This window comes from Haloarcula sp. KBTZ06, assembly GCF_048595605.1.
Classification (GTDB): Archaea; Halobacteriota; Halobacteria; order Halobacteriales; family Haloarculaceae; genus Haloarcula; species Haloarcula hispanica.
On sequence record NZ_CP184337.1, the window covers coordinates 2,067,492 to 2,082,120 of the forward strand.

At 64.4% G+C, this 14,629-nt stretch carries 19 protein-coding genes; 5 read left to right on the forward strand and 14 right to left on the reverse strand.

Going from position 1 to position 14,629, the window contains the following annotated elements:
- Positions 1 to 41 precede the first annotated feature (41 nt).
- Complete coding sequence (locus ACNO8S_RS10815; RefSeq protein ID WP_008312676.1) at positions 42 to 989, forward strand: AAA family ATPase; 948 nt, start codon at positions 42 to 44, stop codon at positions 987 to 989.
- On the opposite strand, the gene ACNO8S_RS10820 is transcribed toward ACNO8S_RS10815, so the two are convergent.
- Both ACNO8S_RS10820 and ACNO8S_RS10825 read right to left on the reverse strand, forming a co-directional pair.
- Positions 986 to 1,396 (reverse strand): GtrA family protein, encoded by a 411-nt coding sequence (locus ACNO8S_RS10820; protein WP_014040942.1) that lies wholly within the window; start codon positions 1,394 to 1,396, stop codon positions 986 to 988. The genes ACNO8S_RS10815 and ACNO8S_RS10820 overlap by 4 nt on opposite strands.
- 6 nt (positions 1,397 to 1,402) lie before the next feature.
- Complete coding sequence (locus tag ACNO8S_RS10825; RefSeq protein ID WP_050036877.1) at positions 1,403 to 2,821, reverse strand: sulfatase-like hydrolase/transferase; 1,419 nt, start codon at positions 2,819 to 2,821, stop codon at positions 1,403 to 1,405.
- 220 nt (positions 2,822 to 3,041) lie between these two features.
- On the opposite strand from ACNO8S_RS10825, the gene ACNO8S_RS10830 reads away from it, so the two are divergent.
- Entirely contained in the window at positions 3,042 to 3,569 is a 528-nt protein-coding gene (locus tag ACNO8S_RS10830) for a GNAT family N-acetyltransferase (RefSeq protein WP_050036878.1), read from the forward strand.
- 19 nt (positions 3,570 to 3,588) lie between these two features.
- On the opposite strand, the gene ACNO8S_RS10835 is transcribed toward ACNO8S_RS10830, so the two are convergent.
- The 3 genes from ACNO8S_RS10835 to ACNO8S_RS10845 are packed head-to-tail and all read right to left on the reverse strand — an operon-like array spanning position 3,589 to position 6,508.
- Positions 3,589 to 5,307 carry an ABC1 kinase family protein gene (locus ACNO8S_RS10835; protein ID WP_050036879.1) on the reverse strand — a complete coding sequence of 573 codons (1,719 nt, stop codon included), beginning with the start codon at positions 5,305 to 5,307 and terminating at the stop codon, positions 3,589 to 3,591.
- 18 nt (positions 5,308 to 5,325) lie between these two features.
- Positions 5,326 to 5,682 (reverse strand): Hsp20/alpha crystallin family protein, encoded by a 357-nt coding sequence (locus ACNO8S_RS10840; RefSeq protein ID WP_014040946.1) that lies wholly within the window; start codon positions 5,680 to 5,682, stop codon positions 5,326 to 5,328.
- 49 nt (positions 5,683 to 5,731) lie between these two features.
- Entirely contained in the window at positions 5,732 to 6,508 is a 777-nt protein-coding gene (locus ACNO8S_RS10845) for a GIDE domain-containing protein (RefSeq protein WP_129755439.1), read from the reverse strand.
- Positions 6,509 to 6,619: 111 nt separating this feature from the next.
- Here ACNO8S_RS10845 and ACNO8S_RS10850 point away from each other — a divergent pair, with 111 nt between their 5' ends.
- Complete coding sequence (locus ACNO8S_RS10850) at positions 6,620 to 7,546, forward strand: molybdopterin-binding protein (protein WP_151103642.1); 927 nt, start codon at positions 6,620 to 6,622, stop codon at positions 7,544 to 7,546.
- Here ACNO8S_RS10850 and ACNO8S_RS10855 read toward each other — a convergent pair.
- From ACNO8S_RS10855 to ACNO8S_RS10880, 6 genes are all read right to left on the reverse strand, one after another.
- Positions 7,534 to 8,181 carry an HAD family hydrolase gene (locus tag ACNO8S_RS10855; RefSeq protein ID WP_151103643.1) on the reverse strand — a complete coding sequence of 216 codons (648 nt, stop codon included), beginning with the start codon at positions 8,179 to 8,181 and terminating at the stop codon, positions 7,534 to 7,536. The two genes, ACNO8S_RS10850 and ACNO8S_RS10855, sit on opposite strands and share 13 nt — an antisense overlap.
- 108 nt (positions 8,182 to 8,289) lie before the next feature.
- Positions 8,290 to 8,709, reverse strand: a complete 420-nt coding sequence (gene lwrS, locus ACNO8S_RS10860; RefSeq protein ID WP_014040950.1) for an LWR-salt protein — start codon at positions 8,707 to 8,709, stop codon at positions 8,290 to 8,292.
- A 10-nt stretch (positions 8,710 to 8,719) separates the two neighbouring features.
- A complete protein-coding gene (locus tag ACNO8S_RS10865; RefSeq protein WP_008312658.1) occupies positions 8,720 to 8,998 on the reverse strand; it encodes a 4a-hydroxytetrahydrobiopterin dehydratase in 279 nt (92 codons plus the stop codon).
- A 41-nt stretch (positions 8,999 to 9,039) separates the two neighbouring features.
- Entirely contained in the window at positions 9,040 to 10,386 is a 1,347-nt protein-coding gene (gene hemA, locus ACNO8S_RS10870) for a glutamyl-tRNA reductase (protein WP_420181895.1), read from the reverse strand.
- Positions 10,383 to 11,030, reverse strand: coding sequence for a precorrin-2 dehydrogenase/sirohydrochlorin ferrochelatase family protein (locus ACNO8S_RS10875; RefSeq protein ID WP_129755442.1), 648 nt, complete (start codon positions 11,028 to 11,030; stop codon positions 10,383 to 10,385). The genes hemA and ACNO8S_RS10875 overlap by 4 nt, the downstream gene beginning before the upstream one ends.
- 46 nt (positions 11,031 to 11,076) lie before the next feature.
- On the reverse strand, positions 11,077 to 12,132 hold the full coding sequence (locus ACNO8S_RS10880; RefSeq protein WP_014040953.1) for an Lrp/AsnC family transcriptional regulator: 1,056 nt from the start codon (positions 12,130 to 12,132) through the stop codon (positions 11,077 to 11,079).
- 100 nt (positions 12,133 to 12,232) lie between these two features.
- On the opposite strand from ACNO8S_RS10880, the gene ACNO8S_RS10885 reads away from it, so the two are divergent.
- On the forward strand, positions 12,233 to 12,523 hold the full coding sequence (locus ACNO8S_RS10885) for a DUF7577 domain-containing protein (RefSeq protein WP_014040954.1): 291 nt from the start codon (positions 12,233 to 12,235) through the stop codon (positions 12,521 to 12,523).
- Between the two features lie 87 nt (positions 12,524 to 12,610).
- Here the strand turns inward: ACNO8S_RS10885 and ACNO8S_RS10890 are convergent, their stop codons facing one another.
- From ACNO8S_RS10890 to ACNO8S_RS10900, 3 genes are all read right to left on the reverse strand, one after another.
- On the reverse strand, positions 12,611 to 13,021 hold the full coding sequence (locus ACNO8S_RS10890; protein WP_014040955.1) for a DUF5778 family protein: 411 nt from the start codon (positions 13,019 to 13,021) through the stop codon (positions 12,611 to 12,613).
- A gap of 174 nt (positions 13,022 to 13,195) precedes the next feature.
- Positions 13,196 to 13,390, reverse strand: coding sequence for a cold-shock protein (locus tag ACNO8S_RS10895; RefSeq protein ID WP_004591449.1), 195 nt, complete (start codon positions 13,388 to 13,390; stop codon positions 13,196 to 13,198).
- Between the two features lie 2 nt (positions 13,391 to 13,392).
- Positions 13,393 to 13,587, reverse strand: a complete 195-nt coding sequence (locus ACNO8S_RS10900) for a cold-shock protein (protein ID WP_004517065.1) — start codon at positions 13,585 to 13,587, stop codon at positions 13,393 to 13,395.
- Between the two features lie 115 nt (positions 13,588 to 13,702).
- Here ACNO8S_RS10900 and uppS point away from each other — a divergent pair, with 115 nt between their 5' ends.
- Positions 13,703 to 14,629 (forward strand): polyprenyl diphosphate synthase, encoded by a 927-nt coding sequence (uppS, locus tag ACNO8S_RS10905; RefSeq protein WP_079980806.1) that lies wholly within the window; start codon positions 13,703 to 13,705, stop codon positions 14,627 to 14,629.

The following is a 14,629-nucleotide window of genomic DNA, read 5'->3' on the forward strand; positions in this document are numbered from 1 at the left end:
GGACTCGACACCCCTTTACCGGACCCGTAACATGACAGGCTATGGACGCTACCGAGGCAAGCGAGGTGTCGAGTCAGATCCTCGACGAGATCGGGAGTGCCGTCATCGCCGACCGCGGTTTCTTCGAGACAGTGCTGCTGGGGGTCGTCGCGAAGGGCCACGTCCTGCTCGAGGACGTTCCCGGCACGGGAAAGACACTGACCGCCCGCAGCGTCGCGACCGCGCTGGGGCTGTCGTTCTCCCGCATCCAGTTCACGCCGGACCTCCTGCCGGCCGACATCACGGGAACGCACATCTTCAACGAGGAGTCCCGGAGTTTCGAATTCACCGAAGGACCGGTGTTCGCCAACGTTCTGTTGGCCGACGAGATCAACCGCGCGCCGCCCAAGACCCAGTCCGCCCTGCTCGAAGCGATGGAAGAGGGACAGGTCACCGTCGACGGGGACACCTACGACCTTCCCGAACCGTTCTTCGTCATCGCCACGCAGAACCCAGTCGACATGGAGGGGACTTTCGAACTCCCCGAAGCGCAGGTCGACCGGTTCCTGGCAAAGACATCACTCGGCTATCCTGACGACGAAGGCGAGGTCGAACTCCTCCGGCGGCGTGCCGGCCGGACGACACAGAGTCCGACCGTGGAGCCGATACTTGACGCGGAGTCGGTCACGGAACTCCGGAGCGTTCCGGAGACGGTTACCGTCGACGACGACCTGCTGCAGTACATGGCTGCCCTCGCCCGGGCGACCAGAGACGATTACCGCGTGGACGTCGGGGTCTCACCGCGCGGGACCCAGCGGCTGTTCGAGGCAGCGCGGGCGATGGCGACCATCGCGGGCCGGGAGTACGTGGCACCGGACGACATCAAACGGGTCGCACAGCCAGTGCTGGCACACAGACTGGTGTTGACGCCTGACGCCCGCGTCGAGCAAGTCGACAAGGGGACCGTTATCCAGAGCGTGCTCGACGAGGTCCCCGTCCCGACCGTCTAACCCCACGTCCAGCGGGCGTCAAGCGCGTACCGGTACACACCCGTGATGACGATAGCCCCGCCATTGCCGACCAGCGGCACGACGCCGCCCCAAGTGACAAACGCGTAGAGGAGGCCCAACTGGAGCGGGATCGCCGTCCCACGAACGAGGTTCGTCTTCCCTAACCCGACTACGTACTCTCGCAGATCCGAGTGCTGTGACCGGTGGAACGTCCAGGCGTTGTTGAGGACGTACTGAAGCAGAATCGTACACTCGATTGCGATAGCGGCCGCGAGAATGTAATTCAGGCCACCGACATCGTTGAACAACCATAGCAGCGCTTGCTGAATTGACGCAGCAAACACACCGACGAGGAAGAACCGGACGAGTTGCTGTCGTCGGGCCGGTGTGACGACAGCGGACGCCATACAGCCTTACTGATAACCGAGCGCCTTTAACCGTGCTGTTATCTCGTCGGATGCCTCGGTGTTTTCCGCCCCCGTCCCGTCGCTATCGAGTTCTGCGAGGTGTTCGGCAACTGCATCCGAGAGCCGGTCGAGAACGGTCACAGGCGGATCGGCGTCCGCCGAGTCCGAACACAGATCGACCTGCTCTTCGGGATCGCTCGTCCGGTCGTACAGTTCCTGACGCCCCGATTCCGTGAATTCGATGTACGTGTAGCGCTCGTCGCGTGCGCTGAGGAGGAGCTCCCCGTCCGCACGGCTCCGCGGGATCGGCTGGCTGGTCACGCTCTCGCCCCGGACCGCTGCAGAGACGATGGGGCCGCGGTCCTCGATGTCCGCGCCGTGGATCGCCGGGGCGACGGACGCTCCGTCCCACTCCGTCGCCGGCGTGAGCGACAGCAGATCGCACACCGTCGGCGCGATCGTGTCGAGGCCGACCGGCGTCTCGACCGACTGGCCCTCGCTGTCCGGTGTCGAGACGATGTAGGGAACGTCGATGAGCTCCCGATAGAGCTTGGGGTAGTGAGCGAGATGGCCGTGTTCGAGGAACTCCTCACCGTGGTCGCCGGCGACGACGACGGCCGTATCATCGCGATGGCCCTCTGTTTCGAGGGTGTCGAGTAGCCGACCGACGCTGGCATCGACCTGCCGAACCGTCGCCTCGTACAGCGTCCGGAGCGTCTCCAGCGTCCGGTCGTCGACTTCCCAGCCCAGCCCGGTTCGGAGGTGGGAGGTGAGCATTCGGAGGACACCGAAGTGGTTGTCCGACACCTCGCGGATGTGCCGCGGGGCCGGCACGTACGGTGTGTGCGTGTCCATGTAGTGGACCCACAGGAAGAACGGTCCGTCGGTCGTCGCCAGAAACTCGGTGGCGCGGTCTTCGAGGTCGCCCATCCGGGACACGTCGGCGAAGGGCCGTTCGTCAGACCCGCCGCTGAGGACGGTCGCAGCACGACGGAACGGTGAAGTGCCGAGTTGGACCCACGCCTGGATGGTCGGGTGGGCCGCCAAGTACTTGCTGTAGCCGCCGCTGTCGACGAACGGCTCGAACTCGTCGAACCCGCGGTCGTATCCCCAGTGATCGGTGAGAAAACCGTTTGCGGCGTTGAACCCTGCCGTCTCGATACCGGCATCGGACACCTGCTCGGCCAGCGTCGGCGTCGACGCCAGACCGATGTCGTCGCTCTCAGCGAACACCGGCCGCGAGCCGTGGATGGACGGGAACGAGAACGGCGTCCAGTTCCCCTGTGCGACGGCGTTTTCGAAGACAACGCCCGACTCAGCGAGCGAGTCCAGGACTGGGGAGACGCTGTCAGCGCCACCCAGTGCGTCCGCTCGCAGCGAATCAACCGTGACCAGCACCACGTTGTTCGTTGCCGGGGCCGTCATTGTCGGCCCACACTCCTCCGTGATCGTAATGGTATCGACGTATCGCGTCCGCGATCCGGGGTTTGCACCCGGTACGTGCCACCGTATTTTCTCATACCCCCTATACCAGACACTGAATACTGAACGTTCCGGATAAATTCAGGAGGCTATAATAGAACCATACTCTGATAAGGTAGAATTAAACCCGTTCTCCGATAATGTGCTGTCCAGAACATATTCGATGACCAACTCCATTCAGCTTCGGTCCTACGACGACCGGGACGCCGACGCTGTCTGGTGTCTCCACGAGTGGGCAATGCGAGCGACCGGCAATGACCCCAGTGACATCCCCGGAACGTCGGACCTGCAAAACATCGAGACGCGGTATTTCGACACTGGCGGCGCGTTTCTCGTCGGCGTCGTTCCCGATGCCGACGATGACCTCCCACAGACGTTCGACGGCGGCCTAACCGCGATGGGCGGGTTCCTCCCGAACGAGGTCGGCCACGCGGACGAGCGAACCGTGCCCGGCGCGGCCGAACTCCACCGAATGCGGGTCGCCCCGTCCCGGCAGCGGCGCGGCTACGGTCGCAGCCTCCTCCACAAGCTCGAACAACAAGTGGCCGAGCGGGGGTACGAGGTCCTGCTTGCGACGACGTCACAGAGCCAGCCCGCCGCGGTCGCGTTCTACCGCGACGAGGGGTATCAGGAGGTCGGCCGGTCGACGCAGGGCGAGTACGAACTCGTCCACTTCGAAAAACGTCTCTGACCGTATAGCCGGAGGGCGTTCAGTCGCCGCTGTAGGCGTCGTCGGTGTCCTCGCCGAAGGAGGTGTTGAGCCCACCCGGGCTCTCCCGGTCCTGCTCACGCATACTCTGTCGCGTGAACTGCGGCTTGGCGCGGACGGCCTTTTTCGAGCGGAACGACCACCACAGCGCCAGAGAGAGCCCGACGGTTCCAGCGATGCCGACACCAGTGGCCGGCAGCGACGCCTGCGTGTAGAGGAACGCTGTCGAGAACAGCGTGCTCGCGAGCAACATCCCGAGGATGAGCCGCTTGGTCATCGTCGCGAGCAGGCCATCGGAGTCCTCAATGTCGGCCTGTACGCGGAAGTCCTCCCGCTCGACTCTGTCGAGGGCGGACTCCAGTTTTGGCGGGATACGGACGGCCGACCGGGCGGCGTCGGACACTTCGGTCGCCCGGTCCTCGACGAAGTTCCGCACGCCCTCGGCGAGATACCCCTCCTCGCGGAGATAGTCGGTAGCAACGCCGATGAAGTCGAAGTCCTCGTCGAGGGTGACACAGACGCCTTCAACGACCGTGGCGACACGCAACACGAGCGCCAGATTCGCCGGCAGGCGAAGCGGGAACTCGTAGATGGTGTCCTCGACCTGCTGAATGATCTGCTGGACGCGGTACTGCTCGATGTCCTCGCCACGGGCGTCGGCGATGGCCAGTTCCATCACGTCGCCCATCACCTGCCGGTCGGCCTCCGGCGAGAGCGTCCCCATCTCGATGAGGGCATCGAGGATGGCGTCGATGTCCTGATCGGCGACGGCGGCGTAGAAGTCGATGATCTTGTCCTGCACGAACGGGTCGACTCGACCGGACATCCCGAAGTCGTAGAAGACGAGTGTCCCGTCGTCCTGCACAGCGAGGTTCCCGGGATGTGGGTCGGCGTGGAACACGCCATCGTCGATAATCATCTGGAGGTACGCCCGCTGGAGCGTCTCGGCCAGTTCCGTCCGGTCGATACCACCCGCATCGAGGCTGTCGATGTCGTTGATCTTCGTGCCCGGAACGTACTCCATCGTCAGGACGCGCTGCGTGGAGTGGGACTCCTTGACCTTGGGAATGCAGATACGGTCGTTGTCCCGGAAGTTCTCCCGGATTTCGGTGAGCATGCGGCCCTCCCGCTGGTAGTCCATCTCCTCGCGGATGGTCTTCGAGAACTCGTCGGCTAGCGTCTCAAGCGAGAACGACCGGGAGTCGTCGATGAAATACATCAACAGCGGGAGCGACCAGCGGACGACCCGCAGGTCGGCCTCGACGAGCGTCTCGATACCGGGCCGGCGGATCTTGACGGCGACCTTCTCGCCGTCGACCTCCGCCAGATACACCTGGCCGAGCGACGCGCCGCTTATCGCCTCTGTCTCGAACTCGTCGAAGCGGTCGTCGACGGAGCCCAGTTCGTCCTCGATGACGACCCGTGCCTCGTCCCAGTCCGCCGGTGGCACGCGGTCCTGCAACTTCGAGAACTCCTCGATGTACTCCGGCGGCAGGACGTCCGGCCGGGTCGAGAGTATCTGTCCGAGTTTGATGAACGTCGGGCCGAGCGTCAGCAGCGAGTCGAGCAGCTGCTGTGCACGTTTGCGACGCTGTTCAGGCGTGACACGGCGCGACGAGCCGACCACGAAGAACCGCTTTCGGTCTCGTGCGTACGCGACCAACAGGGGCAGGAAGTGGCGAGCGACGACGAGGAACCGCCAGTACGCGCGAAGGTTCACCGGCTTGCCACCTCTGGGTCAGTCCCCGTCGATCGGGATTGTAGTGCTCGGTGCGGCTGTCGCCTTCGGCAGGCGGAGCTCGAGGACGCCGTTTTCCACGGTCCCCTCCCCGCCCTGCCCGGTCGTGTCCGGCGGGAGCGGGAGCTCGGCGTCGAGGAACACGGAGCGGTCCTCGCGGACGAACGTGAACTCCCCGGGCACGTCTTTGGTCCGTTGCCCGTCGATACGAAGGCGGCCCCCTTCAACGGTCACGTCGATTGTGTCCGCGGTCACACCCGGCAGGTCGAGCACGAGCAGGTATTCGTCCTCGGATTCGAGCACGTCCGCGAACACGGCGTCGGGAAGATCCCGAAGCGCTTCACGCAGGGCTGGCATACGCCTGTCTAAGTGGTACGCAGTGGTAAACCCGACGGTCTCTGCTACTCTACAGGGGTACGGAGAGGAGGACGGCAGCACCGATGAGGACAGCCGCTAGTCCGAACACAGTTTCAGCGATAGCGCCGCGAACAATCCGTCGGGCCGTGCCACGCTCGCTGGTGTCGGAGATGACGAACACCGGCGTCCCATCGCCATCCCCGACGACGGCGTCGACCAGATTACTTCCCCACTCCGATGCGGGGCCGCGCATCGCCTGACCGTAGACGTACACGTCCTCGCCAACGTCCAGCCGGCGCTCGGTAAAGCGCTGCTTGTTCCCCAGGCTGATCTCAGTCACGAGCAGGTTCACGGACCCGTCCTGTGCCTCGACGCCCTCCGTCCGCTCGACGTAGTCGGCCAGGCGCTCGGGGAGTTCAGTCCCGGGGGATACCGTCACGGACTGGGACTCGAACCGTACGTCCGCGCCGTCGGGATTCACGCGGACGCGAGCGTTCCCATCGTCGACGATGAAGTCGACGCCGGCCTGCCCCTCGTCTAGCGTCTCCCAGCTGGAGTGTTTCCCCGACGACCGATACTCCTCGACCTCGTAGGTGTAGGCCAGACACTCGCTGCCGGTGAAGGGAGCCGTGACGGTTCCGGCGTCCTCGTCGGCAACGGCTGTGCCGGTGATTTCGACGGGACCGGAGTGCCCGTCGAGCGAGCGCACCGGGACTGGATCGTTCCGGAGGATGTGAAACACCGTTCGGAGTTCCCGGCCACCGCGGAGGAGGACGAAGCTGCCGATGACCAGGAACACGATGGCGACCAGTTGCGGGAGGACCATACGGCCACTCCGCGTCGGACCGAACAAAAGCGTTCCCAGTCCATGTAGGCGAGTGACTGATGGGACGTGGCCACTCGGGGCGTTTTTGCCACAGTACCCACTAGCAAGGGTATGGCTGGCTCCCCGCCGTCGGAGGCCGAGTCGCTCGCGCTGGAGACTGCCCGCAGACAGCTCGGTAGCTTCGCTGTCCCCGTCGACCGGACAGACAGGATTCCGCTCTCCGTCGCTGTCGGACGAGTGCTGGCGACAGATGCGACGGCGAACGAACCCGTGGAAGCGGCGGATATCTCGGTCGACGACACCGTCTTCCAGCAGGGGCATCAGGTACGGCCCGGCGATGTGGGACTGTTGCGGGCAAGCGGCGTCTCCGAACTGCTCGTCCGCCAGCGACCACAGGTCGGAATCGTACCGACGGGCGACGAACTCCGAGCGGCTGCCAGCGCGGCCCGCGAGGTCGAGACAGCGGGGTTCACGCTGGCGCAGTACGCCGACCGGTGGGGCGGGAAAGTGACCTACCGGGACCCCGTCGCCGACGACGCACCGGCGCTCCGGATGGCCGTCCAGCGCGACCTCACCCGTGATGCGCTCGTCATCACCGGGACCGAGCCGGGGGACACGCTTCGAGAGGTCGTTGCGGACCTCGGCGAAGTGTTCACCGACTACGTCGATATCGACCCCGGCCAGCGGACGGGAGTCGCCGTCGTCGAGGACCGCCCAGTCCTGCTGTTGCCGGAGTCGCCGAGGGCAGCCCGCGCCAGCGCGGTACAACTCCTTCGTCCGCTATTGAAGGCGTTTGCCGATGCGCCGCTGTCTGCGCATCCGGAGACACGAGCGACGCTGGCGGAGCAAGTCGACAGTCAGGACGCGGTCCGGACGTTTACTCCGGTCGCCGTGAGCGACGGGACGGCGACGCCGCTACCCGGCGTTGACCTCGTCACGGCGACCCGAGCCGACGGCTGGGTATCCGTGCCTGCAGACGAAACTGGTATCGATGCCGGGACGACCGTCAGGGTGGAAAACTGGGACTACCTCCCCTGAGACGACGCCAGATCGAGCAGCGAGGCGACGCGCCTGTCGCCGCGCACGCACCGACCCATCTCCGCCGGGGACCGCCGACCGACGTGGACCCCGTCGAGGCCCGCGTTCCACGCTGCACCGATGTCTGACGGATTGTCCCCGGCCAGCACGCCGCTGTGACCGTTGTACCAGACATCCATCTCCCGCATCGCCAACTCCACCGGCTTGGGGTCGGGCTTCCAGCCGATGTCGTCGTCACAGCAGACGACCGTCTCGAACCAGTCTGCGATGTCGAGGTGATCGAGCACCGGTTCGGTGAGGTACTGCTGGCAGTGCGTGACCAGTCCGACCGGTGTATCGAGGGTGGCGAGGAACGCCTCGGCGTCGTCGTAGAGATACGTCGCCTCGGCCCGGGAAATGGGGTCTTCCTCCTCGTGGAACAGCCGCCAGAACTCCTGCTGGTCGACATCGCGCTCTGCGAGTGTCTGTGACCGTGTCCCACCGAACCCGTACCAGAGCGCATCCCGCTCCCGGTCCGTGAACTCGACGCCGAGGCGGTCGCCGACGGCACCCATCACTTTCCGGGGGTAGGCTGGCTCGATATCGACGAGCGTCCCGTCGAGGTCGAACAGCCAGAAATCATAGTCGGTGGTCATGAGGGGTGATTTTATTGGGGATTTTCTAATAAAGTCTTTCGGGCCCTACTACCAGTTTTGATGCGTATAACACCGCTGTAAACACTGACTACGCAGCGACGTTTCTTTTCACGCCACACGGATCGAACTGCCGAGGTACTTGTTGAGCACTTCGCTGACCGAATCAGCGTTGAACAGGGCCAGGTCGTCGGCGATTTCGGCTTGTAGCGCGTCGAGGTACGCCTCCTCGGTCCGGAGTTCACGGAACGACGCCGAGACGACCGGGCAGCCGAGTTCGTCCTCGACAAGCCGACGGAAGTGCGGTTCGTCGGCCAGTTCGCCCCGCCAGAGCGTGTCCCGGAAGAACAGCCAGCCGCCGGTCCCCGGGGTGTCGGCCGCTCGATACAGCGTCGTCTCGAACCGGTCGGGGTCAGTCCACAGCCCATCCGCGTCCGGCTCCAGCCGGATTTCGACCCGAAAGACGTACCGTGCGGTCGCCCCCTCGGGGTCGGTCGGCCGGAGCGACGCGAGTCCATCGGCGGTGTCCACGGTCACACCGTCAGTCGTGGATGCCGTTCAGCCGCTCGGCGAGATCGATGTCGTTCTCGGTGATGCCACCGGCGTCGTGGGTCGTGAGTCGGACTTCGACCTCGCCCCAGCGGATGGTCATCTCCGGGTGATGCCACGCGTCCTCGGCGAGGCCAGCGGCGGCGCTCAGAAAGCCCGACGCGTCCAGATAGCCGTCGAACTCGAAGACGCGAACGATTTCGTCGCCGTCGCGGGTCCACTCCTCGGGTAGCCGGTCGCTAATCTCTGCATCAGAGAGCAGGTCTGCCATATCGACTACGTCGGACGGCGTGGGCAAAAAGGTGGGCGTGGTCAGTCGTCGGAGAGCCGGTCGAGCATCGCGTTCGGGATTTCATCGCGCATGCCGTCGGGGATGTCGTCGACCGACATGCCCTGGGTGAACTCGGGCGGAGTGGCCTGGTCCGGGCCGCCGAAGTCCGGGTCGAACAACTGGAGCGCCGTATGAATCGTCGACCAGTCGTCCTCCTCCGCGGCGTCGCGCAGGCTCTTGGTCGGCGCGGCGAGGATCTGCGAGACGATGGCGTCGGCCATCGCTTCGACGACTTCCGCCTGGTCATCGTCGAAGTCAGCCGCCGAGAGCGCGCTGTTTATCTCGGCCGCCTTGACCTGTTCGGCGCTCTCGTACATCGTCGAGATGACCCTGTCGGCGCGTTTGCGCTTGTACTGCGTGAGCAGGCGGTCGAACTCCTCGTCGACGATGCGTTCGACTGCCTCGGCGGCTCGCTGCCGCTTGTTCCGCGTTTCGGCGGTCACCGACTCCAGCGCGTCGAGGTCGTACACCGTCACTGACGGGAGTCGGTCCGCGCCGGCCGGAACGTCACGCGGCTGGGCAATATCGACGATAGATACGTCACCGGCATCGCTGAAGGTCCCGATATCGAACACCTGGTCGCCGCTCCCCGTCGCCGAGATGACGGCACTGGCCTCGGAAACGGCCGCTTCGATGCCGTCGAGCGCAACCGCACTGGCGTCGATGTCGACCGATTCGGCGACGTGCTCCGCGTGTGGCACTGTCCGATTAGCCACGAGCAGCCGTTCTACCTCCTCGCTGAGCGCATCCGCAGCGAGTTGGCCCATCTCGCCGGCACCGACGACGAGCGCTGTCCCGTCAGTCAGCGAACTCTCCTGTTTGAGCAAGCGAACCGCGGCGGAGGCAATCGAGACGACACCCTCGTTGATCTTCGTCTCCGTGCGGGCGCGCTCGCCGACGTGAATCGCTTTCGTGACACCGTCTTCCAGCATCGGCCCGATGCCGCCAACGCCGCGGGCTGTCTCGTAGGCGGTCCGGAGCTGGCCGAGGATCTGGTCCTCGCCCAGCACAATCGATTCGAGCCCGGCGGCTACCCGGAGCAAGTGACGGAGGCTCTCCTCGTGACCCATCTCGACGACGACATCTTCGGGCACGGCGCGGGTGAACAGTTCGAGCGCGTCGAGCCCGTCCGCGTGATCAGAGACGACGACGTACCCCTCGGTACGGTTACACGTCTGTAGCGCAATCGCCTCTTCGACCTCTGGGTTGGCGAGCAGGGATTCGACGGCGTGGCGCTCGCTGTCCGCCGCAGCGGTCTCTAATTGGTCGACGCTTGCGCGTTCATGGGAGATACAGACCCCAACGATTGCACCAGTGTCCCCTCTCACGTTTGATCACCAGGTAACTCTCCGATCACGTCTCTAGCTACTTGCTCTCCCTTGTACCTGCCACTATCTAAAGCCTTCCAAACTTCCCGTGACCTGACAACGAACCTGACGGCGTCACGCCGTTCGGCCGGCGGGACGCCCCGGTCGCGAAGGTCCTCACGGAGGTCACCAACGAGTTCCGCCATCAGACCGGCGTTTCCGAACTCGTCTTCGAAACGCTCGCGGAGGTGTTTCGACAGCGCCGGCGCGCGCCCGCCGGTCGCAATCGCCAGCGTCACCGGGTCGTCCCGCACTGTCGCCGGGACGACGACATTGCCGAACGACTGGTCACCGTGGTCGTCGGCACGGTTGACGAGCGCGCCGTGGTCCTCGGCAGCCGCGGTGAAGGCGTCGTTCAGGGCCGAGTCGTCCGTCGCGGCGACGACCAGTGCCGGGTCGGTCCGCTCGACCCATTCTTCGGCATCCTCGGGGTCCGGGGCGGCCCGGACCTTTTCGGCGTCCGCGAACGCCCGGTCGGCGAACTCGGGACTGAGGACGACGACGCTCGCCTCCGTGGCGAACGTTCGGGCCTTGCGCGCACCGACCGGACCGCCGCCGACGACGAGCACTGTCTCGCCCTCGAAGTCGTGCATGAGCGGAATCATCGGTGCTCCCCTCCTGATCTGGCGCTGCTACACCAAGCGGACACGGTCACGCCGTCTCTGTGTTCTGCCGCGCTCGTTCGTCCAGCCTGATTCCCGTCTTCTTCAGGATGCGCGTCGAGAACAGCGTGTCCCAGTCGTCCTCGGACACGTCCCAGTGGTCGGCCATCCGGTCGCGGACCTGCTGGATGCGCTCCTGGCTCTCCGCTTCGCTTCGCCCGTGGGTCATCGCGAAGAAGTTGTACGGCCAGACGCCGTCGTGGCGCGGCCGCTCGTAGCAGTGGGTCACGAAGTCGAACTCGGCGATGGCCGGCCCCACCTCGTCGATGACCTCGTCGGGCACGTCCCAGACGGTCATCCCGTTCTCGCTGTAGCCCAGCGCGTAGTGGTTCGGGATGACGCCGACGCGGCGGACCTTCCCTTCCATGTTGAACCGCTGTATCGTCTCCAGCACCCAGTCGACGTCGGCGTCGATTTCGTCGGCCACGTCGGCGTAGGGCGTGGCGGTAATCGGCAGGCCGTCCTGGATTTCCAGCACGAGGTCCAGTTCGTCGGCGGTCAGGGACTGGCTGTCGGTCGGCGTCACGTCCGGCCCCAGGTCCGAACAGTCGATATCTTGCGTCTGTGGCCCCTCGACGGGGAACTTCGCGCCGACGTGGAACTCCTGCTGTTTCGGGAGGTTGTACGTCTCCTCGCCGGTTTCGGCCTCGATTTCTGCCAGGACCTCCTCAACCCGGCCTTCCTCTGCCACCGAGAGGACGAACCACATGTTCAGATGCGGATGTTCGCGTTCGTAGTTGTGCGCGACCTCCGGGTACGCGTTTATCATCTCGGCGTGTTCGTCGTAGCTGTCCTCGGGGGCGTGAGTTGCGACAAGGGTGGCGGTACCGCCGATAGCTTCGGCGTTGATGAGTGCCCCGAACCGCGTGAGAACGCCCGCGTCGTCGAGGTCCTGTACACGCGCTAACAGCTCGTCCGCGTCGATGTCGACGCCGTGGTCGGCGAGGGCCGCCGCGGCCGGTTCGAACGGCCGTTCGACGACCGGGAAGCCGCCCTGGAAGGCGTTCAACACCGCCCGGTCTACCGTCCCGAGGTCTTCGCTCATGCCGAAAGCTGGGGGGCCTGCGAATAAAAACAGTCCGGGACAGCCGGTACCATGTCCGGGTCGCCGGAGCGTTTTACCCCCTTGCGCCCCTAACCCGCGCGTGGCAATCTCGACAGCCGAGCTGGCGGTCCGGCTGCTGGTCTACCTGTTTGTCCTGATAGGGGTACCGCTGTGGTTCGTGCTGATGTTCCGGCTCATGGACTACGCCGCACACGATACGCTGGTCGAGCAGTTCAGTGGTCGACGTAACGGTCGCGACACCGGCCAGCTCAACGCCTACTTCGAACAGGCCGCCGTCGAGGCCACGACCTGTCGTATCTGTGGCGCAGCGAACGGCCCGGACTACACCTACTGTCACAACTGCCAGGAACGGCTGGCGGCCGGCGACTGATACTGTTGGACGTAACTTCGTACAGCTATTCGCAACCCTGGGAGTGGCGACATTCTTGAAAGGCTTCCGTCCGACAGTACGACGCGGTTACTCGCCTTCGACACCGGTTACCGCGTAGCCGGCGTCCTCGATAGCTTCGAGAATGCCGTCGTGGTCGGCGCTGGCCTCGTAGTAGAACACCAGATCGAAGGAGCCGTTGCGCAGGAGTTGCTGGCACTCCCAGACGAACTCCTCGCCGTCCAGCGTGAGGCCCTGGTGCTGGTTCGACGCGAACTCGGGGTCGTCGCTGCCGGAGTAAACGTACGTATCCTTCGGGTCCAGGCTCGCGCCTTCGGCGATGAGTTCGCCGACCTCGATGGTGGCCTGCATCATCTCGATCTCGTCGCTGCCGTCGTACTCCGTGTGGACGACAGCGCCGTTGAGCTGAATCTCGCCGGGCTCAAGCAGTTGTTTAGTCCGGCGGTAAAGGTCGTCGTCAAGTGCGTCGGCCTCGCTCATACCATGCGGTCGGTGTTGCTGTCCCTAAGACACTTCGGATTCCAAACGCTGGTCGGCTCTACCCGAAGATATTCGGTTCGAGGGGCGGCACAGCGACAGCGGTGGGAACCCACGCGCTGCCGAGTCGCACCGCTCGGTCAGTCGCGAACCCGTTGAAAAGCGAGCCGGTCTCGCTTACAGTCGCGTGAGGTTCTTCGCTCGCGGGCCTTTGTCTGCCTGTTCGATGTCGAATTCGACTTCTTGCCCTTCTTCTAAGTCCGGGCCGCCGACGTCTTCCATGTGGAAGAACACGTCTTCGTCGGCATCGTCGGTTTCGATGAAACCGTAGCCACCCGTATCGTTGAAGAAGTCGACAGTGCCTGTCGCCATGGTTACAGCCGCGTGAGGTTTTTCGCGCGCGGGCCTTTGTCGGCCTGCTCAATCTCGAATTCCACTTCTTGCCCCTCCTCGAGGTCAGGACCGTCGATGTCCTCCATGTGGAAGAAGACGTCCTCGTCGGAGTCTTCGGTATCGATGAACCCGTAACCGCCTGTGTCGTTGAAGAAGTCTACCGTACCGGTCGCCATTGCAATTTGAACGTTAAGCCGGGGTATATTAAAACTATGCGCATATATTTCGATAGATTAGGTGGGAAATAACTGTACCCAGTCCCTTCCACAAAGCCCTTATTGAGTGGTTGAAATGTACACAACGATGCTATCGAGGGGGAAGCGACTGGGATATGCGGCCTACGAGCGATTGCTCCAGTGGGAACTGTCAGGGACGCCCGACCACGTCGCAGTCATTATGGACGGGAACCGAAGATACGCGGAAAAGCAGGGCGCCAAAAAACAGGAAGGCCACAGAGAAGGAGCCCAAACAACGGAGGCGCTGCTGAACTGGTGTGACGAACTCGGCGTTCGTGAGGTGACGCTGTACACGTTCTCGACGGAAAACTTCGACCGCGACCCCGAGGAACGCGAACACATCTTCGACCTCGTCGAACAGAAGCTCCGAACATTTGCCGACGCCGACCGGGTCCACGAGGCCGGCGTGTGTATCCGCGCCATCGGCGAGACAGAGATGCTACCCGACCGGGTCCGAGACGCTGTCGACTACGCTGAAGGGCGAACCGCCCAGTACGACCAGCTCAACCTCAACATCGCGCTGGCCTACGGCGGCCGGGCCGAACTGCTCGGCGCGGCCCGCAACGTCGCCACTGCCGTCGAAGACGGAACCCTCGACCCGACGGACGTCTCCGCGGAGACTATCGAAGCGCGGCTCTACGAGGGGCCGACCCGCGACGTTGATCTCATCGTTCGAACCGGCGGTGACGAACGCACCTCGAACTTCCTGCCGTGGCACGCCAACGGCAACGAGGCTGCCACGTTCTTCTGTACGCCCTACTGGCCCGAATTCCGGAAGGTCGACTTCCTGCGAGCGATTCGGACGTACCAGAACCGAGAGCAGTCCTGGCGGACGACCCGTGCCGAGCGCTCGCTGGCACTGGTTCGTGCCATCGAGCAGTCGGAACTCCCGACGGCCAAACGGATGCTCGGACGGTTCCGGGACGCGCTCCCGAGCGCCGAGCGCGAGCAACTTGAGGACGAGTACGAAATCGCAGACTGA

What these genes read in the sequence shown, in the direction of transcription:
- ACNO8S_RS10815 (WP_008312676.1), top strand. Translation starts at nt 42, where the DNA reads ATGGACGCTACCGAGGCAAGCGAGGTGTCGAGTCAGATCCTCGACGAG.
- ACNO8S_RS10820 (WP_014040942.1), bottom strand. Translation starts at nt 1,396, where the DNA reads ATGGCGTCCGCTGTCGTCACACCGGCCCGACGACAGCAACTCGTCCGG.
- ACNO8S_RS10825 (WP_050036877.1), bottom strand. Translation starts at nt 2,821, where the DNA reads ATGACGGCCCCGGCAACGAACAACGTGGTGCTGGTCACGGTTGATTCG.
- ACNO8S_RS10830 (WP_050036878.1), top strand. Translation starts at nt 3,042, where the DNA reads ATGACCAACTCCATTCAGCTTCGGTCCTACGACGACCGGGACGCCGAC.
- ACNO8S_RS10840 (WP_014040946.1), bottom strand. Translation starts at nt 5,682, where the DNA reads ATGCCAGCCCTGCGTGAAGCGCTTCGGGATCTTCCCGACGCCGTGTTC.
- ACNO8S_RS10845 (WP_129755439.1), bottom strand. Translation starts at nt 6,508, where the DNA reads ATGGTCCTCCCGCAACTGGTCGCCATCGTGTTCCTGGTCATCGGCAGC.
- ACNO8S_RS10850 (WP_151103642.1), top strand. Translation starts at nt 6,620, where the DNA reads ATGGCTGGCTCCCCGCCGTCGGAGGCCGAGTCGCTCGCGCTGGAGACT.
- ACNO8S_RS10855 (WP_151103643.1), bottom strand. Translation starts at nt 8,181, where the DNA reads ATGACCACCGACTATGATTTCTGGCTGTTCGACCTCGACGGGACGCTC.
- ACNO8S_RS10865 (WP_008312658.1), bottom strand. Translation starts at nt 8,998, where the DNA reads ATGGCAGACCTGCTCTCTGATGCAGAGATTAGCGACCGGCTACCCGAG.
- ACNO8S_RS10875 (WP_129755442.1), bottom strand. Translation starts at nt 11,030, where the DNA reads ATGATTCCGCTCATGCACGACTTCGAGGGCGAGACAGTGCTCGTCGTC.
- ACNO8S_RS10880 (WP_014040953.1), bottom strand. Translation starts at nt 12,132, where the DNA reads ATGAGCGAAGACCTCGGGACGGTAGACCGGGCGGTGTTGAACGCCTTC.
- ACNO8S_RS10890 (WP_014040955.1), bottom strand. Translation starts at nt 13,021, where the DNA reads ATGAGCGAGGCCGACGCACTTGACGACGACCTTTACCGCCGGACTAAA.
- ACNO8S_RS10895 (WP_004591449.1), bottom strand. Translation starts at nt 13,390, where the DNA reads ATGGCGACAGGCACTGTCGACTTCTTCAACGATACGGGTGGCTACGGT.
- ACNO8S_RS10900 (WP_004517065.1), bottom strand. Translation starts at nt 13,587, where the DNA reads ATGGCGACCGGTACGGTAGACTTCTTCAACGACACAGGCGGTTACGGG.
- uppS (WP_079980806.1), top strand. Translation starts at nt 13,703, where the DNA reads ATGTACACAACGATGCTATCGAGGGGGAAGCGACTGGGATATGCGGCC.